The following is a 23,491-nucleotide window of genomic DNA, read 5'->3' as shown; positions in this document are numbered from 1 at the left end:
ACGACTGTCACCGATTGATGGTCCACCCTTTGAACCCCAGCAGCCGGAGAGCGTTCCATGTCTGACCGTTATATCGACTTCGCCAACTCAAGCCTCGGCCACCGCCTGGTCTCGGCCATTGGCCTGCCGTCCCCGGTACGCCTGGAGCGCTGGCAAGCCGGGCGCCTGCGCCCGGTGGACGGCGCCCTGCTGTTGGGCGGCGGCCCGCTCGCGGCCCAGGTACACGGGTTTGCCAATAAACTCACCGAGGCCATCTACAGCTACGGCCCCGAACCGCTGCAGGCCACGCCGTGGATTCCCGGGCATGGTCCCAAGCTCAAGGCGGTGCTGTTCGACGCCAGCCACTTGCAGCACACCGACCAACTCAAGCAACTGCGCGAATTCTTTCAGCCGCTGCTGAAAAATCTCGACCACAGCGCACACCTGGTGATTCTCGGCCGCGCCCCGGAAAGCCTCGACGAGCCGTTTGCCGCCAGCGCCCAGCGCGCCCTCGAAGGCTTCAGCCGGTCCCTGGCCAAGGAGCTGCGCAACGGCGGCACCCTGCAACTGCTGTATGTCGCAGAAGGCGCCGAGGATCAGTTGGAAGGTGCGCTGCGGTTTTTCCTCTCGCCGAAAAGTGCCTATATCAGCGGCCAAGTGCTACGCCTCAGCGCCTGCCCGACCCAGGTGCACGACTGGACGCGCCCGCTGGCCGGGCGCAAGGCCCTGGTGACCGGAGCTGCCCGTGGCATCGGCGCGTCGATTGCCGAAACCCTGGCGCGCGACGGTGCCGAAATTGTGTTGCTGGATGTGCCGCAAGCCAAGGCCGATCTCGACGCCCTCGCCGCACGGTTGGGCGGGCGTGGCATTGCCCTGGATATCTGCGCCGATGACGCGGCCACGCAATTGATCGAGCAATTGCCGGACGGCATCGACATTGTGGTGCACAACGCTGGCATCACCCGCGACAAGACCCTAGCCAATATGACCCCGGAATACTGGGACGCGGTGCTGGCGGTCAATCTCAACGCCCCGCAAGTGTTGACCAAGGCCCTGCTCGACAGCGGCACCCTGCACGACAATGGCCGCGTGGTATTGCTCGCGTCCATCAGCGGCATCGCTGGCAATCGCGGGCAAACCAACTACGCCGCGAGCAAGGCCGGGCTGATCGGCCTGGCCCAAGCCTGGGCGCCGTTGCTGGCGCAACGCGGCATCAGCATCAACGCGGTGGCACCGGGCTTTATCGAGACCCAGATGACTGCGCATATTCCCTTCGCCTTGCGTGAAGCCGGGCGACGCATGAGCTCCCTGGGCCAGGGCGGCCTGCCGCAGGACGTTGCAGAAGCAGTGGCCTGGCTAGGCCAGCCAGGCTCGGGGGCGGTCAGTGGTCAGGCGTTGCGGGTGTGCGGGCAAAGCCTGCTGGGAGCATAACGATGCTGTGGCACACATTACCCAGCAGCCCGGCGCTGCCACCGTTGTACTGGCGCGCCGCACTCAAGCGCAAAATCACCGGCACCACCCTGCCCGACTTTGGGCTGCACTGCCGGGTGCAGGTCAATCCCGAGGCAGTGGCGGCCTATCGCAAGGTCTGCGGGTTTGCCGACAGCCCAATGCTGCCGGCGACCTATCCGCACATCCTGGCGTTCGGCCTGCAGTTGCAGTTGCTGACAGCCCGGGAATTTCCTTTCCCACTGTTGGGGCTGGTGCATCTGAGCAACCGTATCCGCGTATTCCGCCCCATGGGCGGGGTCAGCGAGGTGCGGGTCAGTGTGCATACGCGCAACCTGCAACCCCATGCCAAGGGTGCGACCTTTGACTTGATCACCACCGTCGAGGATTCCCTGGGATTGCTGTGGGAAGGCGAAAGTCGAATGCTCTGTCGTGGGGTGAAACTCGAGGGGGAGACGCCGGAGCAATCCCTGCCAACACCCAATACCGTCAGCGAACTGACCCGCTGGCAGGCGCCGTCCGACATCGGTCGGCGGTACGCCCGGGTATCCGGCGACTACAACCCGATCCACTTGAGCGCCCTCACTGCCAAGCTGTTCGGCTTCCCCCAGGCGATCGCCCACGGGCTGTGGAACAAGGCACGCACCGTCGCCGCCCTGCATGAACATCTGCCGGCGGCGAATATCGAGATCTACGTTGAGTTCAAGAAACCTGTGCGGCTGCCTGGACAGGTCATCTTGTTAAGCAGTGCCTCTGGCTCCAGCGGCGAGTTGCAACTCAAGGGCAATGGCGACATCGAACATATGCTCGGGAAGTGGCAGCCGATTGCCTGAAAGCGGGGTAATTTGCTGATTAATTGTATATATACACCCTAAGTTATAGCGGGCCATTGGTAGCCCGCTAACTTATTTAACTTATTGATCTAGAACACATAACCACAAATAAAAAACCGCCTTATATACCTTTGGCATTAATCATCAGGACGAGTAAGTCTGCCTGTATATAAATCGTTAATACCAAGTTGAGCATTGCGATAAAGAGTACCGAGGACTGTTATAGCCACAACGGACGCATGTATTGCTCGCTGAAGAACGGGCGAACTAGCGAAACCAACAAAGGCTGTACCAGGTGCTAAGGAACTCATCATGAAAACTCAAGTCGTGTTGTGGAAGGCAAGTACTGCATTGGCCCTTATTCTGGCGATGAGCCTGGGAGGCTGCAGCAGTGGTGGTGGCGGCCATAAGAGCAGCGTCGCATCCTCCTCCCCGGATGCCGGTACCGACGGTGGTACAGGTGGTGGTGACGGTGGCGGCACTGGTGGCGGTACCGGCGGCGGCACTGGTGGCGGTACCGGCGGCGGCACTGGTGGCGGTACCGGCGGTGGCACTGGTGGCGGTACCGGCGGTGGCACTGGCGGCGGCACTGGCGGCGGCACTGGCGGCGGTACCGGCGGTGGCACTGGCGGCGGCACAGGCTCGACCACCAGCCCCTTGGTCACTGGGCAGATTGCAGCCAACCTGGGCGACACGCTCGGCAATGTCGGCACAGCCATTGGTGGCATCGGCACAACCGTTGGCGGTGTTCCAGTAGTCGGCACTACGGCAGGTGGCCTGGTGACCAGCGTGGGCACCGCGGTCGGCAGCATCGGCACTGGCGTCGGCGATGGCCTGGGTTCCCTGGGCACTAACAGCAACTCCCTGGGCGTTACCGTGGCCGGCGTGGCCAACGGCGTCGCCGACCTGGGCACCGGGGTTTCGAACACCGGTAAAACCCTGTCGACCACCTTGGGCGGTATCCCAGTAGTCGGCGGCCTTACTGGCGGCGTCGGTGGGGCCGCCGGTGGCCTGGTGGATAAAGTCGGCCAGGCGGTCACCATGCTCGGCGATACCTTGAGCACTGCCAGCACCACCGGTCCCCTGGGATCGGTCACCAACACCCTGGGCGGCAAAGTGCTGGTGCCTGTGGTCTCGCTGGTGGAAAACACCACGGGCAATCTGGGCAAAGCCACTGGCCTGGGCAACCCGGTCAACGGCCTGCTGGATAAAGTCGGCTCTACCGCCACCGGCCTCGGCACCCAGGTGGCAGGCGCAGGTGGCACAGGCAACCCGGTGACCGGTGCCCTGGGCACGGTACTCGGCGGTGTCGGTGCGGTAGCAGGCACTGCAGGTGGTTATGTCGCACCGTCTGCCGGAACCGGCAGTGGCAGCGCCCCAGCCTCCGGTCTGCCTGAACTGGTGGGCGGCCTGGTGGCCAACGTCGGTAACGGCCTGAATGCGGGCAACACCAACGGTACCGTCAGTGCGGGCGGTGTGGCAGGTGGCGCATTGGGCAACACGGTGGCTTCGCTCGGCACAGTGATCGGTGGCAACGGCGTCGCCAACACGGCGGCAACCGCACCGGTCGCAGGTCTTGCGAACAATGTGGGCGCGGCGCTGAACCCTGTGACTTCGGGGGTCAGCAGCCTGACCCAAAACATCGGCACCTCTACCGGCATCGGTGCACCGGTTAATGGCCTGGTGACTCAAGTAGGCGGCGCAGTCAGCGGCCTCGGTGGCAACATCACCGCAGCCAATGCCAACCCGATCACCAACACCGTGGGCCAGACCGTCAACGCAGTCGGTGGAGCGGTCTCCTCAGTGGGTGGTCTGGTCACCGGCGGCACCAGCGGCAGTGGCGGTGGCCTGCTCGGCGGCCTGAACATCAACGCCAACGCCACGGCGTCTGGATCGGCCACTGCAAACACCGGCGTAGGCGGCCTGCTCAAGGGCCTGACCGGTCAATAGAAAAATTGCACCTGGCCCATTAGACGGCCTCCCCTACAGCGCCTACGCTTGGTTGAGACGAGAGATTCCAATGGGTCTCTCGTCTTTTTTATTGGACTCCCAACCGCGTCCAAGAGCCCGGTGGGAACCTGCGAAATGCCGCTGCAGTTTTGACCATGGAGTGTCCTATGCGCGCCTTGACCCCGTTGTTATTGCTCACCCTCAGCGCCTACGTCCACGCCGAGACCCTACCCAGCTTCCTCAACAGCAACGACACCATTCGCAATCTCCCGGTCCCCAACCTGCCGGCCGACGCCTACCGCCCGGTGACGCCGCAGACCCAGCTACCCGAGACCCCGGCCGCACAAGCGCAACCGCTGCTGATGGACACCAAAGTCACCATCCGCAAGCTGCAGATCGAAGGCGGCACGGTGTACCCGCTCAAGGACGTTGCACAGGTGTTCGAGCCGTTGATTGGCCGTGAAACCAACCTCGCGCAACTGATCGAAGCGACCCGCAGCATCACTCGCCGCTACCAGCAGGATGGCTACTTGTTGTCCTACGCCTTTCTGCCCGACCAGCGCTTCGAACAGGGCCTGGTGCGCGTGGTGCTGGTCGAGGGCTATATCAAGGACTACCAGGTACAAGGCGACATTGGTTCGGTCTCGGCCTACGTCGACAAACTGGCGCAAAAACTCCAGGCCGAACGCCCGCTGACCCGCAAGACCTTTGAGCGCTATACCACCTTGATGGGGCGCATTCCGGGCGTCACGCTGCAAGCGCAAGTACCGCCACCGGGCACCACCGATGGTGCCGCGCACATGAACATCCAGGCCAGCCGCAAACCCTTTACCAGCAGCATGAACATGACCGACGACAGCCGTGGCGGCCTACAAGCCTTGATCGCCGGCACCAGCAATTCCCACACGGCAATGGGCGAACAAGTGAGCCTCAGCGGCCTGTTCCCGCCGGGTGAAGACAAAGAGCATTACTACCGGCTCGACTACAGCCAATTCATCAACGCCGAAGGCACACAACTGAGCTTGTATGGCGCGCGCTATCGCAGCGATCCGAGCACCCATATCCGCCTGAACGGCGGCTTCTCGCTCAAGCCACACCGCGAGAACGACCGCTTCTCCATCGGCCTGAGCCACCCATTGATCGCCTCGCCCAGCGAGTCCCTGACCCTCGGCACCCGCTTCTACGGGGTGAACGACAGGACTCGCTATCAACTGGTGGGTTACCCGCAACGCTTTGACGTAGAAACCGACTTGCGTGCGCTGGCCTTTGAAGGGGATTGGCGCAAGGCCGACAATCGCCAACTGCGCATCCTAAGCGCCGGCCTGTACCAGGGCATCGACGGACTGGGAGCCCACACGCGCAGTGACCTTGAGGGGATAAAGTCGGACCTGGACTTCTTCCGCCTGCGCCTGTCCGGGGTGCAGAGCGACAAGTTCTTCGACAACTGGCAAGGCGTGCTCTCGGCAGCGCTGTACTGGAGCGACGACACCTTGCCCGACAGCGAACGTGCGGTGTTCGGTGGGCAAAATTTCGGCCGAGGCTACCCGGATGACCAGGGCTCGGGCGACAAGGGTTGGGGGGTGGCCTACGAGGTGAACTACAGCTACAACCGCGCCGGCGACTGGGTAAGAATCGTGCAGCCCTACGTCGTGCTCGACCGCGCCAAGGCCTGGTTCAACAACCTGCCGGTCAAGGACAGCGACATGTCATCCGCCGCCGTTGGCGTGCGCTTTGGCGATGCCAAGTACTACAACATCGCGCTGGAGGCGGCCAAGCCGATGTCCGATATGGCAATGGATAGCTTTAACCGGCGGCCGCGCTATACATTGAGTTTTAGCTATCAGCTATAGGAACCGGCTTGCCGGCGATGCGGCGACCCGACAAGCCAGCTCCCACAGGGAACACAGCTTCGCCCTCTGACTCTGCGGTTGCCGTGCTCTGCTTTTGATCTGGCTGTTGCTGTGGCTCTGCTTTTGATCTGGCTTTTGATCTTGATCTCAGGCGCCCCGTTAAACCACGATGGCCGCAGGCAGGTATTGCGCAGTGGGCACCCCGGCATGGATGCCGGGGTAGCCGCGACACGGCCATGGATGGCCGATCGCGGCGGGCCCACGGAGCAATGCCTGACTGCGGGCATGCCGAGCCTAGGCGAGGCACCGAGTGGTGGGGCATGTACGGGACAACCACATAGGTTACAAAAAAGTGCATTCACATAGGTGACACTTTGATTGAAACATACCCGTTCTTTGCGTCTCTAGCATCGACACGGCCTAGGATCACAGGCCCGAAGATCACCTCCCAGACATCATCTCGAATTAGCTCCATTCCAATGGTCTGATGCTTGAGCAGATTGCCTATGTAGATCCTAAGACCTGCTCGATTGATGATTCCATTACTATCAGCCAGGTAACACTCCACGTGGCTCGCATACCCCATTTCAGGCAGCTTTTCCGGGTAAGCGCGGGGTGAGGGCAAATAACATGAGGCTGGTGTTTTCTGGCCAAGCGCCTCGTGCCCTCGCTCATGATTATAGTGCTGCATAAAGCGATCAAAGTGTTTCTGCTGAGCTTCCCAAGCAATCGCCGCTGGTTGGGGCAAAGTGCTTTTCAGGGTTCGGTGCATCCTTTCATGGCGCCCATTCTGATCTGGGCGGCCGGGCTCAATTCGCTCAGGGATAATCCCCAACCGCAGCCACCAGATCGACAGCTGTGATAACCCTGCACGGCCCGTGCTGGCAAACGGTATGCCGTTGTCGGTCCGAATACGTTCAGGCAAGCCATACTCGCGAAAAACACGCTCGAAGGTTTGTTGGGTTTCTTTGAAGTTGGTATTGCGCATGCCCTGGCAGGCCAGTAGAAAGCGGCTGGCATGGTCCATGATCGTCAGCGGATAACACCACACTCCGGCCCCTGTCAGAAACTGCCCCTTGTAGTCAGCGCTAAAGAGCTGATTTGGGGTCTCTGCCTTGCACAGGGGCTTTGGATAGACAGCCACGCGCTGACGCACACGTCGAGGTGCAATCAGATCAGCGGCCTTGAGGATGTTGTAAATGGTTGTTTTCGAGGGTGGATCCTGCCCGGGAAAACGCTGGCGCAAGTCGTTCTGAATCTTCTTCGGCCCGGGAATAGTCTCCCCGATAGAACGAAGCTCGATAATTGCTTGCCTGATAGCAAGCACAACATAGGTTTGATTGTGCCGGCACCGGCTACGTTCTTCGAGCCCTCTGGGTCCTTCAGCCTCGTACCGTTCGACCCATTTGTAGCCAGTCTTTCGACTGACCTGGTAGTCGCGGCACAGCTGGCTAAAGGTATCTCTTTCAGCCAAATAGGCGGCGATGAACATCACTTTGAGGTCCATAGGTTTCAGCTCTTCCCAGGGCATGGTCAGATCCTCACAAAATCGACCCTGCCAGTTAATAACTGTTACCTATGTGCGTGAACTGATTTGTAACCCATGTGGGTGAGTCATACCGGCAAGAGCGTTTTGCTTACTTTGGCGCTTCTCCAAAGTGAGCCGCCGTAAGGGCGGAACCCTAAGTGGCCGTGACCGCAGCAACGGATATGTACACAAACCCAGTGTAGATACCTATGGCCATCGCACTCAGGTCAACGCATCCCCCACCTTGCCAAAAAACGCCTCAATCTGCGGCCCCAGCAACCTCCCAGCCGCCAACACCACCAACGCAATCACCACAATCAAAATCACATACTCGATAGCCGTCGCACCGTCCCGCCGGCGCCAGAACAGCATCGACCACGCATACATCCTCAGCAGCAGGGCAAGCAACATAGGGCATCTCCTCAGCTGGGCGCTACGGACAGGCCAACTGTTCCCTACGCCCGGGGAAACAGATTGTTCAGAGTGTCGATCAACCGAACCAGATAGATCGGTTTGCGAAACAGGTCCAGGACCTGCAACCGCAACATGTCACTGACATCATCCATTTCGGCATGACCGGACATGACAATCACGGGCAAGTGCTGGCGTGAGGTGTGCTCACGCAAGCGCTTGATCAGGGAAATGCCGCTTTCTTCAGGCATGCGCAGGTCGGTAATGACCAGCGCAATATCAGGATGCAGTGTCAGTTCCTGCAATGCGTCCGTGACGGAGTTGGCGCAGAAACAAACGAAGCCCTCGTCTCCCAGCGATTCCGCCAGTTCAACGAGGGCATCTTCTTCGTCATCCACCAACAGGATCTGCTGGCGGTTCGCAACAACAGCGTTCATGAGCAATACCTTCCAAGACAATCACTGATGGGCTTGCTCAAGGCTCTATTGCCAATCAGGTCAAGGCATCCCCGATTCTTTCGAACATGTCCGCGATCTGAGGCCCAAGCAGTTGCCCGGCCGCCAGCACGACCAGCGCAATAACCGCGACAAGAATCACGTACTCAATCGCCGTCGCCCCCTCTTTGCGATGAAAGAACAGTTGGAGTTGAACGTAGAGTTTCATCATGAAGGTAAGGAACATATGACTTCTCCTTTGCGCTTGCTTGCGCTGATATCGCAGTGCTGCACGGTGATTGCCGCGTGCCACTAGAGCATTGTCAACAAAACCCACCTCAACAACTGTAAGAACGGATTAATCACAAAGTATTAGCCGCCATTCTGGCGCCATAACCCTGTGCGTTTAAGGCAATGCGCGAGGGTTCCAAAATAAATCGTGGTGGCTAATGGCATTTTGTCTTAGCTCGGCTACCGTCAAATAGCGAAATCGTTAGATGTTCATAGCTGCCTGGTTGCGAAATCAACTCGTTAGGAAAAACGGGCCCATAGTGCAACAGGATAGGGAGAGCCTTCATGAACAGTCGTGTCAGCATGATCCTGGCCGGGTTGTTATTAATCGGTGCGCTGTTTGCAGGCTATTGGGGGCTGGTACTTAGCCGTCCGCCTGAGCCAACTGCAGAGCCATCGCCCTCTGGTGTTTCCATAGAAAAAACCGTCGCCGCCGTTGAAGACCAGACCCGCCAATCGGTGGTGGTGCTGGCCCATGATGTGCCGCCCTATGTGGCGCTCACCGCCACCGACCTGACCCTGGAAAAGCTGCGCACCGCACCGGCCGGCAGCTTGACCAGCCTCGACCAGGCCATCGGCCGCACGCCCTTGAGAGCCCTGAGCGCTGGCACTTGGCTGGACGATTCCAGCTTCAATGCCGGTGGCCCACTGGCCCGCATGATCCGCCCTGACGAACGCGCCCTGGCGGTGGCCGTCGATGAAGTCATCGGTGCCGCAGGCCAGTTGAGCCCTGGGGATTATGTGGATGTGCTGCTGTTCCTGCGCCCGGAAGGCACTAATCCGGAGCCCACCTCGCAGATCATCGTGCCGGCCCTGCGCCTGCTCAGTGTGGGCGATAACCTGGGCCCCACCAACGATGGCAAGCCCGCCGTTGCGCCGCCCACCACCGATGAAGAAAAAGCCCGCCAGGCACAACGTCAGGCAAGTCCACCGCGGACGGTGGTGCTGGCGGTGCCGCAACAGTTGATGAGCCGCTTGATGCTGGCCACCAGCGTCGGCGCCTTGCGCCTGGCGGTGCGCAGTGCCGATGAACAATTGCTGAGCCAGTACTGGGCCGGGGACAACGAGGCCTTCGCCAAACTGCAAAGCGCCAATCGCGAGCTGTACCAGTTCACTCAACTGGCCATGCTCGGCGCGCCGAAAAGACTCGCCCAGGCCGGGGGTGCCAGCGAATTCCGGCGCTCCGGCATTGAGGTCATACGCGGTAACCAAGCGACCCAACACAATCCCTGATTGAACAAGGATGCCTTGCATGCGCCAACATCTCGCACCTGCGCTCACACAAATGGCCTGGGCCCTGATGCTGTCCAGCCTGCCTGTGGGCCTGGCGTTCGCCGCCGCTGACAGCTGCAGCAACCTGGGCGCCTTGCCGGCCGTGGTCGAGGTCGGTGAAGGCCTGCAACAAACCCTGCAATCGCCCATGCCTATTACCCGCCTGGCCATCGGCGACCCGAAAATCGCCGACGTACACCTCAACGGCGATCGTGCGTTCCTGCTCACCGGCGTGGCCTCTGGCGCCACCAGCCTGATGGTCTGGACCCGTTGCTCCAACGCGCCGCGCCAGAGCATGGTGTTCGTCAAGGGCAAGGCCACCTCGACCCTGACCAGCCTGGCCCTGTCGCCCTCCGACGACCCGTTCCTGCCGAGCCAGGTGCAGACCGATATCCGCTTTGTCGAAGTCAGCCGCACCAAGCTCAAGGAGGCCAGTACGTCGATCTTTGGCGGCACCCGCAACTTCCTGTTCGGCAGCCCGCGCACAGCCGGGGGGGGCCTGCCGCTGGACAACGAGAGCTTTAACATCGGCATCGGCGGCGGGCGCTTTTCGGCGATGATCAACGCCCTGGAGCGCAGCGGTTTTGCCTATACCCTGGCACGCCCGAGCCTGGTTGCCATGAGCGGGCACAGCGCGACCTTTCTTGCCGGCGGTGAAGTGCCGATCCCGGTGCCAAGTGCCGGCAGCGACACGATCTCTATCGAGTACAAAGAGTTCGGTATCCGCCTGACCCTGACCCCCACCGTGATCGACCGCACGCGGATTTCCCTCAAGGTCGCACCGGAAGTCAGCGAGCTGGATTACGCCAACGCCTTGGAGTTAGAAGGCATCCAGGTGCCGGCCCTGACCGTGCGCCGCACCGACACCACGGTCTCCCTGGCCGATGGCGAAAGTTTTGTGATCAGCGGCCTGATCAGCAATAACAACCGCTCCACCGTCAGCAAGTTTCCTGGCCTGGGCGATATCCCGATCCTTGGCGCGTTTTTCCGTGACAGCAACGTCAGCCGCGAGGAAAAAGAACTGCTGATGATCGTCACCCCGCACCTGGTCCAACCCCTGGCCGCCAACGCCCGCCTGCCGTCCCTGCCCGGTGAAAAGCTGCGCAACTACGACCCCAACTGGTATCGCCTGTACTTCCTGGAAAATGGCAACTTCGACCGACGCACAGGACTTTCCCAATGAGCGATAGCCTGAGCCAGACGTTCCTCGCAATTACCCGCAACACCACCGACCTGGAATGGCTGCAAGGGGCCCTGGCGCCCCTGGGCCAAGTGGTCAGTGCCGGTGGCGGCAGCCTCGACGAGCTGCTGGCCCTGGTGGACGTAACCTTCGCCAACCTGGTATTCGTCGGCCTGGACCGCGAGCATGTGGTCGCCCAGAGCGCCTTGATCGAGGGTGCCCTGGAAGCCAAGCCGATGCTGGCCATCGTCGCCCTCGGCGACGGCATGGACAATCAACTGGTGCTCAACGCGATGCGCGCCGGGGCGCGGGATTTTGTCGCCTACGGCTCACGTTCCAGTGAGGTCGCCGGCCTGGTGCGGCGCTTGAATAAACGCTTGCCGCCAGTCGCCCACAATGCGCACCTGGGTGGCCTGACGGTACTGTATGGCACCCAGGGCAATGCCGACGGCGCGCTGCTGGCCAGCCACCTGGCGATGGTGGTGCAGAAGAGCGGGCAAGAGACCCTGCTGCTGGACCTGGGCCTGCCCCGTGGCGACAGCCTGGCACTGCTGGGCCTGGAAAGTTCGTTCAACTTTGGCGATGCCCTGCGCCATTTGCGCCGCCTGGACACCACCTTGATCAACAGCGCCGTCACCGCCACCGAAGGCGGCCTGCGCATCCTCGCCTACACCGAAAACGACGAACCGCTGGAAATGACCAGCGCCGCCGAGCTGTACATGCTGCTCAGTGCCTTGCGCCAACACTTCCAGCACATCGTGGTGAACCTCACTGGCCAGCGCGACAGCGAAGCCCTGCGCACCTTCGTCAGCCACTGCGACAAGCTTTTGTGGTGTACCGACCAGAACGTCCTCGACTGCCGGCGCAACCTGGCGGTGCTGAATCAGTGGCGGGAAAAAGGCATGAAACTGGAGCATGCACGGCTGCTGATCGACCGCTATCTCAAGGGCGCCGCCCCCGACACCGAAACCCTGGAAAAGAGCTTCGGCCTGGACGTCATTGCCGTGCTGCCATTGAGCCCCGAGGTGCGCCTGAACGCCAAGAACCAGGGGCAGACCCTGTTCAGCCTGGCCCCCCGGGAGCCCCTGACGCAGAACCTGAAAGCGCTTGGCGAACGCCTGGCCAAACGCACCGAGGGCATGGAGAAACCCTCCACCCGTTGGTTTGAACGGCTGCTGGGGACAACCAAATGAGCAGCGAAAATCTCTTCGGCACCCCCGCTCGCGGGCTTAACAGCGCGGTGGATCACGACGGCCTGAAACTGGTGCTGCACCGCTACATCATCGACGCCATCGAAGAGTCGGGGAAAAACCTGCTGGAAGGTTCGCGCCAATCCCTGGCGCAATTTGTCATCGACAAGGTGTCCGAATACATCACCCGCATGCACCTGGCGATTTCCCGTTATGAGATGGAGCGCCTGGCCGAAGAAATCGTCGATGAGCTGACCGGTTTCGGCCCGCTGGAAGTGCTGTTGCGTGACCCGTCGGTGACCGAGATTCTGGTCAACGGCCCGCACCGGGTGTTTATCGAGCGGGACGGCCTGCTGCACCAGAGCGATCTGCGTTTTATCGACGCCCACCATGTGGAGCGGGTCATGCAACGCATCCTCGCCCCCCTGGGCCGGCGCCTGGATGAGTCATCGCCGATGGTCGATGCCCGGCTGCCCGACGGCAGCCGGGTCAACGCGATCATCCCGCCGATTGCCCTGGACGGGCCGTGCCTGTCGATTCGAAAGTTTCGCAAAGACATGCTCAAGAGCAGCGACCTGGTGGCGATGCAGACCATCGACCAGTCGATCTTCGAGTTTTTCCAGGAGGCGGTGGGCAAGCGCTGCAATATCCTGATCAGCGGCGGTACCGGCACCGGCAAGACCACCTTGCTCAATATTCTCAGCCAGTTGATCAACCCCCACGAACGCCTGGTGACCATCGAAGACGTCGCCGAACTGCAACTGGGCCACCCCCACGTGGTGCGTCTGGAAACCCGCCCGCCGAATGCCGAAGGGCACGGCGAGGTGAAGGCCAGCGACCTGATCCGCAACGCCCTGCGGATGCGCCCGGACCGCATCATCCTCGGCGAAATCCGTGGCGTGGAGGTGCTGGATGTGATGACCGCAATGAACACCGGCCACGACGGCTCCATGAGCACCGTGCACGCCAACAATGCCCAGGACGCCCTGTTGCGCCTGGAAACCCTGGTGGGCCTGACCGGTCGCGTGGTTGCCGAAAAAACCCTGCGCCAGATGATCTGCGCGGCCCTGGATGTGGTGATCCAACTGACCCGCCTGCCCGATGGCCGGCGTTGCGTCAGCGAAGTGGTGGAAGTGGTGGGTGTGCGCGATGACGTGTATGTCACCAACACCCTGTTCCGCCATGACCGGCGCACCGGCTTTGGCTTCCTGCGCGAGGCCCTCAACCCGGCGGGTGACAAGCTGCGCCGCGAATCCGCCCTGCCGCTATAGGAGCGTCACCATGACCGGCGCCATCCTGATGTTCAGTTGCGTGATTTTGATTGGCGTGTCGCTGCACCTGTTCCTCAGTGGCCTGCGCCAGGCGGAAACCGACCGCGTGCTGGAACGGCTCGCCGCAGGCCAGCCACTGCTGGCCGAAGAACGCGGGCGCTGGGTCGGCCTGGAGCGCATGTTCCAGCGTGCGGGCCTGGGCAAACCCACCGACAGCCTGGGCCTGTGGCTGACCTGTTGGGTGTTGGGCGCAGTCCTCGGGTTTCTGGTATGGAGCTGGGTCGGCCTGCTCGCCATGCTGCTGTTGCCGCCGCTGATACTGCGGCTGTACATCGCCTGGCGCTATCGGCGGCGGGTGAAGCGGATGATCGAACAACTGCCGCAGGTGCTCGACCATACCGTGCGCAGCCTGAAGTCCGGGCGCACCCTGGCCGATGCCTTGCTGGGAGCCATAGACAGTACCGAAGAACCCTTGAAGCCCGCCATGGGGCGCATTCAGCGCAACGTGCAACTGGGGGTCAGCCTGCCCGAGGCCGCCAGTGATTTCGCCGAATTCTACGAACAGGACGAGTTCCGCATGCTCGCCCTGGGACTCAAGGTCAACCATCGCTATGGCGGCAACGCCAGCGACTTGCTGGAGAACCTGATCAAGGTCATTCGCGAGCGGGAACAAGGCGCCCGGCAATTGCGCGCCATGACCGGCGAAACACGCGTCACCGCGTTCGTGCTGGCCGGCATGCCGATAGCGATGGTGGGCTATTTCATGCTGATCAACCCCGGCTACCTGATGACCATGTGGAATGACGACAGCGGCCGCTACATGCTGCTGGCCGCGCTGAGCATGCAGGTGCTGGGCTGCCTGACGATGTGGCGCATGTTGCGGAGTATTTGAGATGGTCCTGCTGATCAGTGCCTTATTATTTCTGGCTGCGCTCGTGCTGATCGCCGGCCAGTTGCTGAACCAGCGCCGCCGCGAGCGCCTGGTCAACCAACGCCTGCAAGGCCAACTGGTGCGCGGTGACCGTCTCGGCACCCTGCTCAGCCAGTTTGGCAGCAGCCAGTTGGCCCAACGCTCGGTGAGCATGGATAACGAAACCCAGCTCCTGCTCAACCGCGTGGGCTGGCGCACAGCCAATCAGCGCTCGATCTTCGCTGCCTGCCAGATTGGCGTGCCGCTGGTGCTGGCCGGGGTGATGCTGGTGGCACAAAGCCTGATCTTTCCCAATGCCGACTCCCCGTGGATCGCCCCCCTGCTCGGCCTGGGCGTGGGCTATCTGATCCCCAAGCGCATCCTCGCCAGTGCCGCCAAGGCCCGGCAGCAGCAAATCTCCCGCGAGGTGTCGACCTTTATCCCGCTGCTGCGCATTCTGTTCGAGTCGGGCATGGCGGTTGAGCAGTCGCTGCGTGTGTTGAGCGTTGAAGCGCAGCGCCTGCTGCCCGCCCTGACCCAGGAATTGCGCTTGATCCTGGCACGGGTCGACTCGGGCCTGGAACTGGGCGAGGAACTGGGCAAGACCGCCAGGCTCTTGGCCGTGGATGAGTTCACCGACACCTGCATCATTCTGCAGCAACTGATCCAGCAGGGTGGCGGTGCCATGAAGTCGCTGCTGGCCCTCAAGCAACTGCTCGATGATCGCCGCTTGACCCGTTTGCAGGAATTCATCTCGAAGATGTCGGCCAAGATGTCGGTGGTGATGATGGTCTTCCTGTTTCCCGCTTTATTGATTGTGCTGGGGGGGCCGGCGTTTATTGCGATCTCCCGGGCCCTGAGCAGCTTTTGAGGAGCACTCGATGAAAGCACTGATTGCAGGCCTGAGCCTGCTGATGCTCGGCGGTTGTGCCAGTAACGGCCAGACGCCGTGGTCGGCGTTGATGACCCCGGGCAGTTGCACCACGCCCAGCGCCGAACAGGAGCTGTCGCTGAACCTGGCTGACGACATGGCCAACGAAGGGAAGATGCACGCCAGCCTGGCCAACCTGCAAAGCCTGCCGGAGTCGTTGCCGCAAGTGCGCCAGCGCAAGGCCAAGGTTTATCGCCTGCTCGGGCGCAGCGAAGCGCAACCGCTGTACCGCAGCCTGCTGGGCACCTGCATGGCCGCCGAAGGGGAACACGGCCTGGGGCAATTGGCGGCGACCCAGGGCGACAACGCCCAAGCCCTGGCCCATATGCAGCGGGCGGCGCAACTGGCGCCCACCAACGAGAAAATCCGCAATGACCTGGGCGTGGTCTACCTCAATCAACGGCGCCTGGAAGAGGCGCGTTTTGAGTTCATGACGGCCATGGAGCTCAAGCAAAGCGACCAATTGGCGGCGGTCAACCTGGTGACGCTGTTGATCTACCAGGACCACTGGGGGCAGGCCGCGCAACTGGCCAGCCAGGTGGGCTTGAGCCCCGAGCAGGTCAGCGAGGCCCAGGCCCGCGCCGAGAAACTCAAGGCTGCCGGCACACCTGCGGCCAAGGACCAGGTCGCGGCGGCCAGCGATGCACCGCCTGTACTAATCAAGTAAGCGCTTGAAGGAGCCGATGATGAAATTCCATTACCTCGCCAGCCTGACGCTGCTGGCCCTGCCCCTGACGGCAATGGCCATCGAACCGGGGCCCTCGTCCAAGGCCCAGCAAGAAACGGAAAACTGGCTGGGGCTGCAAGTCAACGGGCAAGCCGCCTCGCCCACGGTGCAGAGAGCAACGCCCGCCGAACGCGAGCTGGCGATGCAGCGTTTGCTGGAAAGCAAAAGATACGCGATCCCCGAAAATTTCGGCGAAGGCAGCGAAGGCGGGAGCTCGGGTGGCAGCAAATAAACCACAGCCACTGGAGAAATGTGGGAGCGGGCTTGCCCGCGATGGCGGGTGTCAGCCGATAAATGCCCTGGCTGATCCGACGCTATCGCGGGCAAACCCGCTCCTACATGGCTGTACGCAAAGCGTCAGTGCGCCGTCACCCGCTGGCGCAATGCCGAGTTGCTCGGCGACAGTGCCAACGCCAGTTGGGTGCGGTTGTGCATATGGGTCAAGCGCAACACCTGGGACACGTACAGCTTGACCGTGTTCTCGGTAATACCCAGCTCGCAGGCAATCTGGTAGTTGGTCTGGCCCTTGCCCACCAGCCGGGCAACATCCAGTTGCCGGGGTGACAGCTGATTGAAGATCGCCGGCACTTCCAGGACCTCCTCGCTTACCGCCTCACCCTCGGATTGCGGCGCCGGGCCGCGACGGACCTTGTCCAGGTCCTGGTACAAATCGTCGATGGACTCGGAAAGATACTGCAGCTTCTGGTTCAGCTTCCCCAAATGCAGATTCTTGTGGCGTTCTTCCAGCGCGGCTTCCTGGCGCTGCAACCCCTCCAGCAACTCATTGAGGTTGATGGGCTTCTGGTAGTAATCGGAGATGCCCACGCGCAAGGCCTTGATCACATCCTGCTTGTCGGCCCGACCGGTCAACATAATGGCTTCGAAGGCACGCTGCTTGCCGGCGATTTTCTGCAGGGCCTGCACCAGCTCGATACCGTCCATGTCCGGCATATGCAGATCACACAGCACCAGGCCGATCTGCGGATCGTCACTGAAGCGTTGCACGGCCTGCTGGCTGGACTCACAAGGGACACAGCGATAACCGCTGCTTTCAAGAAATTCGCAAAGCTCCTCCACAATCAGCGGCTGATCGTCGACCACGAGCACTTTTACTGCAGATGTAACTTTGTCCACGCGCTACTCCATGCCTGGCAAGCCAAAGATTGACCTATCGGTTGCGAAGAACCTTCCTACTAGCTTGTATAAATAAACGTAGACGTACTTTCCAACTATGTACATAGCGATACAGAGCGCCCACGACTAATGGAGCCACGCCCAGGCCAGGCTAAAACCCACTAAAAGAAACGGCGCGAAAGGCAGTTTTTTTGACGGGTCCACCACCAGGTAACCCAGGCGCGCTCTAACACCTTGGCTGGCAAGGGGCAGCAGCCGCGGCCCATAGACCAGCCAGGCGACATTGGCTACGCCAGCGCCGATCAGCGACCACAACAGGTAGGTCGAATTCGACGCCAGCGCCAACGCCGCCAGCATCTTCACATCGCCCGCGCCCAGGCGCCCGAGGGCGTAGCCGGGCAAGGTCAACAGCAGGGCCAGGCAGAACGCCCACAGCCCTTGCGCCCTGGAAGTGCCCAGCCACGTGCTGCCGCTCCACAGCAGATAGACCAGTGCCAGCAGCAGCGCACCCAGGGTCAGGCGATTGGCAATCTGCCGCTGGCGAATATCCTGCTGCGCACACACCACCAACCAGACAAATACCACGAGGCCTTGGATCACGTAAAAACCGTCCCTTTTTGCTGATTGATTCTATGCTGATAGCAGGTAGTAGCAGTCAGGGTAGTCGCAGTGATGAAAACCAGCCTCCCTAGAAAGCAAAAAGGCGCCGTCGCTATCGAATTTGCCGCGGTGTTCGTGATTTTTTTTGCCGTGTTCTATGCCATGGTCAGCTACAGCCTGCCACTGTTGCTGCTGCAGTCGTTCAACCAGGCCACCGCCGAGGCCGTGCGCCGCAGCGTGGCACTGGACCCCAGCACCCCCAACTACAATGCAGCGCTCATCCTGCGGGCGACCCAGACCGTGCAAAGCCAATTGCAGTGGATTCCAGCGACCTTCCAGTTCCAGACGGCCCATATCAATCCGACCTACACCGCAGGCGTGCTGACCGTCGAGATCAACTACCCCTCGGCCAACCTGAAGAACGTCCTGCCGTTTATTGTGCTGCCGGGCATTGGCACGGTGCCTCGGCTGCCGACCACGTTGCACGCCCAGTCGAGCCTGCAATTTTGAACTCCGGTGACAAAATTTTCGGCAGGCTGCTCGGCCGCAACAGCGCCCAGGCCCTGGAGACGCCCGCCAGCCCAACCGCGCAAGGCTTGCACCTGCGCCTGGATCAGCATGGTCATGTGCTGGATATCAGCCGCGCGTTGCACCCACAGTTAGCCCGTCACCTCAGTGCCCAGGCCCACCCGCTGTTGCGCGACCTGCTGTGCCTGCCTGGCGCCCTGAGCATCGAAGGCACCCCCGCCGACTGGCAGCGGCACAGCCTGGACCTGGATTTCCAGGGCGCCGCCGAGACCATCCTGCATACCCGTGGCTGGATCGAACCGGATGGCGACGGCTGGATCCTGCGCCTGCTGGATATCAGCGACCTGCTGAGGGGCCGGCAGTTGGCCCAGCAGCGCGAGCAGAACCATCTGCTCGCCAGCCAGATGAGCGAACAACTGCGCGTGTGCAGCCTGTCGCGGCTGCCGCAAGTGTTCAGCGAGCACCTGCGCAGCCTGACCCAGCGCTGGCGTATCCCTTGCGCGGCGATGGTGCTGCTCGACCAGCAGGATCAGGACTGGCTGGTCTACAGCAGCTACAGCGCCCATGACGCGCCGCAACTGTGGGCGCCTGGGCAGCGCCTGGGCACCTGCCTGGACAGCCTCAACGGCAACACCCCGCTAAGCCTGAAAACCCTTCAGGGCCGCAGCGAGCACCCGCGCCTGCACAGCGTGTTTGGCAATGCCGAGGGCCTGCTGGTGCCGTACCGCGATAGTCAGGGGGTCGCCGCGTGGTTGCTGTGCGGGTTCTACAGCGGCCACGCCGACGTCAGCGAGCGTGACTGGCTGAACCTCACCGCCGCCCTCGCCGCGCCCTTGCTCAGCCGCCTGCGCGAGCAGCGCCATCACCAACAACTGGAGCGGGTGGAAGCCCTGCAAGGCCTGCTCGGCACCGGCTGGTGGGAACTGCTGGCCAACGGTGAAGAGATCCTGCTGGCCCCCCAACTGATGCGCAGCCTGAGCCCGGAAGATGCACCGACCAAACAGGTGCTGGCCAACTGGCTGGAACTGATCCACCCCGCCGACCGCCAGGAACTCAACAGCCGCCTGCAAGACCTGCAAAGCCTGGGCAAACCTTTGCTCGCCAGCGTGCGCCTGCTGCGCAGCGACGCCAAACAGAACCCCATCTGGTACCGCGTCCAGGGCCAGGTGCTGGGCGCCGGCGAGCAGCGGCGCTGGATCGGCTTCATGCTCGACATCAGCGACATCAAGAACCAGCAACTGCAGGCCGCCGCCGCCCATGCCCGCCTGGACAACCTGATCGCCAGCTCACCGGCGGTGATCTACGTGCAGCGCTATGTCAACGGCGCGCTGCACCCGGCATTTTTCAGCGACAGTCTGCTGCCGCTGCTGGGCTGGACCCTGGCCGAATGCACCCACGACACCTCCGTGGAATGGGTGCACCCCGAAGACCGCGACCTGTACTTCGAACGCACCCGGCAATTGCTACGCGAAGGCAACGTGCGCAGCCGCTACCGCGTACGCGATCGCCAGGGCAACTACCACTGGCTGCTGGACGAAGCCAAGCTGCTGCGCGACGACCTGGGCTTGCCGGTGGAAGCCGTCGGCCTGTGGCTGGACGTCACCGAAGCCACCCTGGCGGCGCAACAGATCAAGGACAGCGAAGAGCGCTACCGCCTCCTCGTCGAAGACTCGCCGGCGATGATCTGTCGCTACCGCCCGGACCTGACCCTGACCTTCGGCAACACGCCCCTGGCCAACTACCTGGAATGCACGCCCGCCCAATTGCCGGGGATCAACCTGGGCCACTGGTTATCGGACGAACAGCGCAACGCCTTTGTAAAACGCATCGGCCAACTGAGCCCGGAATTCCCGGTCAGCACCGCCGAAATCAGCCTGCAACTGCCGGGACGCGAACATGCGTGGTGGGTCTGGTCTGACCGTGGTGTGTTCGACGAGCACGGCCAGTTGCAGGAAATCCAGGCCGTGGGCCGCGACAACACCGAAGTGCGCCGCTCCCAGCAACAACTGACCCAAAGCGCGAAAATGGCCACCCTCGGCGAGATGGCCACCGGCCTGGCCCATGAGATCAACCAGCCGCTGAACGTCATGCGTATGGCCATCGCCAACGTGCTCAAGCGCCTGGGCAACGGCGACGTGCAACTCGACTACCTGACGGAAAAACTCCAGCGCATCGATGCACAGGTCCAGCGTGCGGCCAGGGTGGTGGACCACATGCGCGTGTTCGGCCGCCGCTCGGAGGTCGAGCAACAGCCCTTCGACCCGGCCCAGGCGGTGGAAGGTACGCAATCACTGCTGGGCGAAGGCCTGCGCGGTAAAGGTGTGGATCTGCGCATCACGCCCATGGACTTCAAGGTGCAGGTCAACGGCCATGTCGACCAACTGGAGCAAGTACTGATCAACCTGATGGTCAACGCCCGCGATGCGCTGATGGCGCGACACGAAAAAAACCACGATTTTCGCCCATGGATCGCCCTGTATAGCGAACACGACAGCCGCCATGTGCGCATCTGGGTCGAAGACAATGGCGGCGGCATTGATGCACGGCTGCTGGAGCGGATTTTCGAGCCCTTTTTCACCACCAAACCGATTGGCGTCGGCACCGGGCTGGGGTTATCGGTGAGCTACGGCATTGTGGAAAACATGGGCGGACGCCTGAGCGTCGCCAACAGTGAACATGGGGCGCGGTTTTGCGTGGAGTTGCCGGTGGTGGGTGGGGGGTTAGATGACTAGGTAGGCGCGGCCTGATTGACAACTCAGGTTGGCACCTACATCCACTTTGTTCAGGTCGACGCCCAAGGCTAGTAATAGGGTGTTGATCAGCGAGTCCAGCAACGGTGTCAGTGTGGTTTTGATGGTATTGATCAACAGGGAAGTTACGCTGTTAAACACGGTTCCAAGACCACCAATGATATTACCTAGTAAGTTTTCATTTCCGGGCTGTGGGCCGTACATATTTAGAACAAGACCCGCTGCCGTCCCCTTGGCCGGGTCCGTGAGCCCGCTGACGATATTGCTAGTGGTGTAAGCGTAATAAAACGGTGGCTGCGAAATTTCCGGCAAATCGGGGGACAGGTATGTATGGGCAAGGTTTTTACTCCCACCCACATCAATGTTGGCAGATAACCCAATACCACCCCCTACGGAGGGAACACGGGCGTTGCAGTCGTTGAATATCAAAAAGCGGCGGCATGACTCGGTACCGATATCCACGACCTTCAATGGTTTCACAACCATCTGGGGCGGAGTTTGACTGCTGCCGAAAATGCTGGACAAGCCATCAACCTGACCCAATTTCAGATTGACCAGCGAGGTATTGGTGCTGGTTGTCAGGCTTTTATTGGTAGGACTTGCGCAACTGTAGGCTGTCACCCAACTACTGGCACTGGCGGCTTCCACCGCAATATCCACACGGACAGGCGGAGGCAGAATCTGCAGGCTGGGCGAAGTACACAGTGCTCCCAAGCCACACGTCAGCGCATTGATCACGCCCACAACATCCAGCTGTAGCAGTGCACCCACCGTATTTGCCAGCGGTCCTGCCAATCCAGTCACCCCGTTCACCAGATCCAGGACTGTGTTCATTACGGGCAAGTTGACCGAGAGCAGAACCCGCAATTGAGACGTGCGCACATAGATGCGATTCGGACCGGTTTCAGGATTATGCCCCGCTGCTACAGCTTTGGCTGGATTGCCGACCGCAGATAATTGAGGCGGCTGTAAAACCTGAACGGTCGCAGTGATTTGCGCCACTCCAGGCACGTTGATCGGAACACTAGCCAGCAGGCCATTTTTCTTGTTGGCCAGTTGCACAAAACCTTCGATCAGATCAAACACCCGCATGTTCACTGCCAGAGACGCCACATCCGTGCCACTTGCAATCTGCAGAATATCGCCCAACACCACTTGAGTGGCACCGGCCGCCGTCTTGAGCGCGTTCAAGCCGACAATCGTCACATCTGTGGCCAATGTGTTGGTGGGGTCCAATACATTGATTGCACTTTGAATGAGCTGACCAACACCGACGGTATTGCCAAGAACTTCGGTATAGCCGACCGCTGTCAGGCCCAGGTCGAGCTTTAGCCGGTCCAGGTAACTCAGTAGAGAGATATTGGTATTAACTAAACCATTCCACCCGGCCACCGACAGGTTCAGGCCACCGCCCAACAACCCTCCGAACAGAGCATTGAGAGTGGAAGCCTTGTTGGCTGTATCGACAACGACTGCCGTGCTGCGGATTGTGAGTGCCGCCACCGGAGTCGCCAGCGCCGCAACGGCCGTCGCGCTCAATGTCGTATTAGCGTTATACGTACCGCTGAACAACCTCCAGACCCCGTTGGCGATACCGGTGGTCACCGTGCGGGTAGCAACGACGCGGATGGCTTCATTCTTGGTGGCATCTGCAGTAAAGACACGGATATTGGCCGCATTGGTCAGCAACGTCCCACACGTCACCGCCAATGCGCGGCTGCTGTCGTTGGCGACAACGGTGAAGCCGTTACGGGTGGCATTCTGCTTGGCGTAATCGACGGCGGTGGTGCTGCCTGAACACTGCCCGCCACGATTGGCGGCTTCCAGGGCGGCAGTGTCGGCGACGGCCTGCAGCTTGCGCTTTTCCAGGTACAGGCGGCCGCTATCGACCACCAGCAACAGAAACACCAGGGCCAAGGCCAGGGTGCCGGCGAACACCAGACCGATTGCGCCACGCTGGCCAGAACGAAGTCGGGGAGACATCGAGCACTCCTTTGCCGGCGAACTGCCGAGCGCTTACTCTCCTGTAGTCAACAGCAGTGTAGACAAGGCTTGGCAGGTGCGCTGGCAAGTCGCCACTTTGGCGACTGACGGAAATAAACAGCGCCTGATGCTGGCTTGTCGGGCCGCCGTATTGTTGCGATGCGGGCACCTCAGTGGATCGGGTGTAAGGAGGCGATCCCATCGCAGCCTCGCCGGGGCTCGACAGCTCCCACAGGGGAGCCGCGGCACCTGCAAATCTATCTTGGAAACACAGATCGAATGTGGGAGCT

General features: G+C 61.4%; 21 protein-coding genes. 14 read left to right on the top strand and 7 right to left on the bottom strand.

The features are described from left to right. Positions 1-57: 57 nt before the first annotated feature. The 4 genes from PSH80_RS03040 (at position 58) to PSH80_RS03025 (ending at position 6,061) form a co-directional block, all read left to right on the top strand. Positions 58-1,410, top strand: coding sequence for a 3-oxoacyl-ACP reductase (locus PSH80_RS03040; protein WP_186626261.1), 1,353 nt, complete (start codon positions 58-60; stop codon positions 1,408-1,410). A 2-nt stretch (positions 1,411-1,412) separates the two neighbouring features. Further along, positions 1,413-2,261, top strand: a complete 849-nt coding sequence (locus PSH80_RS03035) for a MaoC family dehydratase (RefSeq protein ID WP_057958238.1) — start codon at positions 1,413-1,415, stop codon at positions 2,259-2,261. 312 nt (positions 2,262-2,573) lie between these two features. After that, positions 2,574-4,211 carry a collagen-like triple helix repeat-containing protein gene (locus PSH80_RS03030; RefSeq protein ID WP_220172676.1) on the top strand — a complete coding sequence of 546 codons (1,638 nt, stop codon included), beginning with the start codon at positions 2,574-2,576 and terminating at the stop codon, positions 4,209-4,211. A 167-nt stretch (positions 4,212-4,378) separates the two neighbouring features. Then, positions 4,379-6,061, top strand: coding sequence for a ShlB/FhaC/HecB family hemolysin secretion/activation protein (locus PSH80_RS03025; RefSeq protein WP_057958237.1), 1,683 nt, complete (start codon positions 4,379-4,381; stop codon positions 6,059-6,061). Between the two features lie 358 nt (positions 6,062-6,419). Here PSH80_RS03025 and PSH80_RS03020 read toward each other — a convergent pair whose 3' ends face one another. From PSH80_RS03020 to PSH80_RS03005, 4 genes are all read right to left on the bottom strand, one after another. After that, positions 6,420-7,592 (bottom strand): integrase core domain-containing protein, encoded by a 1,173-nt coding sequence (locus tag PSH80_RS03020; RefSeq protein WP_305419140.1) that lies wholly within the window; start codon positions 7,590-7,592, stop codon positions 6,420-6,422. Positions 7,593-7,811: 219 nt separating this feature from the next. Then, positions 7,812-8,000, bottom strand: coding sequence for a Flp family type IVb pilin (locus PSH80_RS03015; protein WP_128593916.1), 189 nt, complete (start codon positions 7,998-8,000; stop codon positions 7,812-7,814). A 44-nt stretch (positions 8,001-8,044) separates the two neighbouring features. Next, positions 8,045-8,437, bottom strand: a complete 393-nt coding sequence (locus PSH80_RS03010) for a response regulator (protein WP_057958235.1) — start codon at positions 8,435-8,437, stop codon at positions 8,045-8,047. A gap of 55 nt (positions 8,438-8,492) precedes the next feature. Further along, positions 8,493-8,681, bottom strand: a complete 189-nt coding sequence (locus tag PSH80_RS03005) for a Flp family type IVb pilin (protein WP_057958234.1) — start codon at positions 8,679-8,681, stop codon at positions 8,493-8,495. Between the two features lie 329 nt (positions 8,682-9,010). On the opposite strand from PSH80_RS03005, the gene cpaB reads away from it, so the two are divergent. From cpaB to PSH80_RS02965, 8 genes are read left to right on the top strand one after another with little or no spacing between them, the layout of a single operon-like run. Further along, positions 9,011-9,958: a Flp pilus assembly protein CpaB gene (cpaB, locus tag PSH80_RS03000; protein ID WP_057958233.1), complete on the top strand. Its 948-nt coding sequence runs from the start codon at positions 9,011-9,013 to the stop codon at positions 9,956-9,958. A gap of 19 nt (positions 9,959-9,977) precedes the next feature. After that, positions 9,978-11,180 carry a type II and III secretion system protein family protein gene (locus PSH80_RS02995; RefSeq protein WP_057958232.1) on the top strand — a complete coding sequence of 401 codons (1,203 nt, stop codon included), beginning with the start codon at positions 9,978-9,980 and terminating at the stop codon, positions 11,178-11,180. Beyond that, a complete protein-coding gene (locus PSH80_RS02990) occupies positions 11,177-12,370 on the top strand; it encodes a pilus assembly protein (RefSeq protein WP_057958231.1) in 1,194 nt (397 codons plus the stop codon). The genes PSH80_RS02995 and PSH80_RS02990 overlap by 4 nt, the downstream gene beginning before the upstream one ends. Then, the gene (locus PSH80_RS02985; RefSeq protein ID WP_057958230.1) at positions 12,367-13,638 is read left to right on the top strand and encodes a CpaF family protein; all 1,272 of its coding nucleotides are present in this window, start codon (positions 12,367-12,369) and stop codon (positions 13,636-13,638) included. The genes PSH80_RS02990 and PSH80_RS02985 overlap by 4 nt, the downstream gene beginning before the upstream one ends. Before the next feature lie 10 nt (positions 13,639-13,648). After that, a complete protein-coding gene (locus tag PSH80_RS02980; RefSeq protein ID WP_057958229.1) occupies positions 13,649-14,530 on the top strand; it encodes a type II secretion system F family protein in 882 nt (293 codons plus the stop codon). 1 nt (position 14,531) lies between these two features. Further along, positions 14,532-15,419 (top strand): type II secretion system F family protein, encoded by an 888-nt coding sequence (locus PSH80_RS02975; protein ID WP_057958228.1) that lies wholly within the window; start codon positions 14,532-14,534, stop codon positions 15,417-15,419. Positions 15,420-15,429: 10 nt separating this feature from the next. After that, entirely contained in the window at positions 15,430-16,146 is a 717-nt protein-coding gene (locus tag PSH80_RS02970; RefSeq protein ID WP_057958227.1) for a tetratricopeptide repeat protein, read from the top strand. A 19-nt stretch (positions 16,147-16,165) separates the two neighbouring features. Then, positions 16,166-16,438, top strand: a complete 273-nt coding sequence (locus PSH80_RS02965; protein WP_198830424.1) for a DUF3613 domain-containing protein — start codon at positions 16,166-16,168, stop codon at positions 16,436-16,438. 125 nt (positions 16,439-16,563) lie between these two features. On the opposite strand, the gene PSH80_RS02960 is transcribed toward PSH80_RS02965, so the two are convergent. After that, positions 16,564-17,340, bottom strand: coding sequence for a response regulator transcription factor (locus PSH80_RS02960; RefSeq protein ID WP_170044503.1), 777 nt, complete (start codon positions 17,338-17,340; stop codon positions 16,564-16,566). 126 nt (positions 17,341-17,466) lie between these two features. After that, positions 17,467-17,940 (bottom strand): prepilin peptidase, encoded by a 474-nt coding sequence (locus PSH80_RS02955; RefSeq protein ID WP_115127305.1) that lies wholly within the window; start codon positions 17,938-17,940, stop codon positions 17,467-17,469. 72 nt (positions 17,941-18,012) lie between these two features. Here PSH80_RS02955 and PSH80_RS02950 point away from each other — a divergent pair, with 72 nt between their 5' ends. After that, positions 18,013-18,450 (top strand): TadE/TadG family type IV pilus assembly protein, encoded by a 438-nt coding sequence (locus tag PSH80_RS02950; protein WP_057437602.1) that lies wholly within the window; start codon positions 18,013-18,015, stop codon positions 18,448-18,450. Next, the gene (locus PSH80_RS02945; RefSeq protein ID WP_305419132.1) at positions 18,447-21,200 is read left to right on the top strand and encodes an ATP-binding protein; all 2,754 of its coding nucleotides are present in this window, start codon (positions 18,447-18,449) and stop codon (positions 21,198-21,200) included. Before PSH80_RS02950 ends, PSH80_RS02945 begins: the two co-directional genes overlap by 4 nt. Here PSH80_RS02945 and PSH80_RS02940 read toward each other — a convergent pair. After that, complete coding sequence (locus PSH80_RS02940; RefSeq protein ID WP_169989302.1) at positions 21,189-23,201, bottom strand: pilus assembly protein TadG-related protein; 2,013 nt, start codon at positions 23,199-23,201, stop codon at positions 21,189-21,191. The genes PSH80_RS02945 and PSH80_RS02940 overlap by 12 nt on opposite strands. Positions 23,202-23,491: the final 290 nt, after the last annotated feature.

The organism is Pseudomonas sp. FP818 (assembly GCF_030687335.1).
GTDB lineage: Bacteria > Pseudomonadota > Gammaproteobacteria > Pseudomonadales > Pseudomonadaceae > Aquipseudomonas > Aquipseudomonas shahriarae.
The sequence above is the reverse complement of the archived record's forward strand: the minus strand, read 5'-3'. Positions and strand labels throughout refer to the sequence as shown.

Excerpts from the sequence above, each read along its gene's own strand:
- PSH80_RS03025 (WP_057958237.1), top strand. The coding sequence starts at position 4,379 with ATGCGCGCCTTGACCCCGTTGTTATTGCTCACCCTCAGCGCCTACGTC.
- PSH80_RS02965 (WP_198830424.1), top strand. The coding sequence starts at position 16,166 with ATGAAATTCCATTACCTCGCCAGCCTGACGCTGCTGGCCCTGCCCCTG.
- PSH80_RS02985 (WP_057958230.1), top strand. The coding sequence starts at position 12,367 with ATGAGCAGCGAAAATCTCTTCGGCACCCCCGCTCGCGGGCTTAACAGC.
- PSH80_RS03010 (WP_057958235.1), bottom strand. The coding sequence starts at position 8,437 with ATGAACGCTGTTGTTGCGAACCGCCAGCAGATCCTGTTGGTGGATGAC.
- PSH80_RS03030 (WP_220172676.1), top strand. The coding sequence starts at position 2,574 with ATGAAAACTCAAGTCGTGTTGTGGAAGGCAAGTACTGCATTGGCCCTT.
- cpaB (WP_057958233.1), top strand. The coding sequence starts at position 9,011 with ATGAACAGTCGTGTCAGCATGATCCTGGCCGGGTTGTTATTAATCGGT.
- PSH80_RS02950 (WP_057437602.1), top strand. The coding sequence starts at position 18,013 with ATGAAAACCAGCCTCCCTAGAAAGCAAAAAGGCGCCGTCGCTATCGAA.
- PSH80_RS02940 (WP_169989302.1), bottom strand. The coding sequence starts at position 23,201 with ATGTCTCCCCGACTTCGTTCTGGCCAGCGTGGCGCAATCGGTCTGGTG.
- PSH80_RS03005 (WP_057958234.1), bottom strand. The coding sequence starts at position 8,681 with ATGTTCCTTACCTTCATGATGAAACTCTACGTTCAACTCCAACTGTTC.
- PSH80_RS02990 (WP_057958231.1), top strand. The coding sequence starts at position 11,177 with ATGAGCGATAGCCTGAGCCAGACGTTCCTCGCAATTACCCGCAACACC.
- PSH80_RS02970 (WP_057958227.1), top strand. The coding sequence starts at position 15,430 with ATGAAAGCACTGATTGCAGGCCTGAGCCTGCTGATGCTCGGCGGTTGT.
- PSH80_RS03040 (WP_186626261.1), top strand. The coding sequence starts at position 58 with ATGTCTGACCGTTATATCGACTTCGCCAACTCAAGCCTCGGCCACCGC.
- PSH80_RS03035 (WP_057958238.1), top strand. The coding sequence starts at position 1,413 with ATGCTGTGGCACACATTACCCAGCAGCCCGGCGCTGCCACCGTTGTAC.
- PSH80_RS03015 (WP_128593916.1), bottom strand. The coding sequence starts at position 8,000 with ATGTTGCTTGCCCTGCTGCTGAGGATGTATGCGTGGTCGATGCTGTTC.
- PSH80_RS02995 (WP_057958232.1), top strand. The coding sequence starts at position 9,978 with ATGCGCCAACATCTCGCACCTGCGCTCACACAAATGGCCTGGGCCCTG.
- PSH80_RS03020 (WP_305419140.1), bottom strand. The coding sequence starts at position 7,592 with ATGCCCTGGGAAGAGCTGAAACCTATGGACCTCAAAGTGATGTTCATC.
- PSH80_RS02980 (WP_057958229.1), top strand. The coding sequence starts at position 13,649 with ATGACCGGCGCCATCCTGATGTTCAGTTGCGTGATTTTGATTGGCGTG.
- PSH80_RS02975 (WP_057958228.1), top strand. The coding sequence starts at position 14,532 with ATGGTCCTGCTGATCAGTGCCTTATTATTTCTGGCTGCGCTCGTGCTG.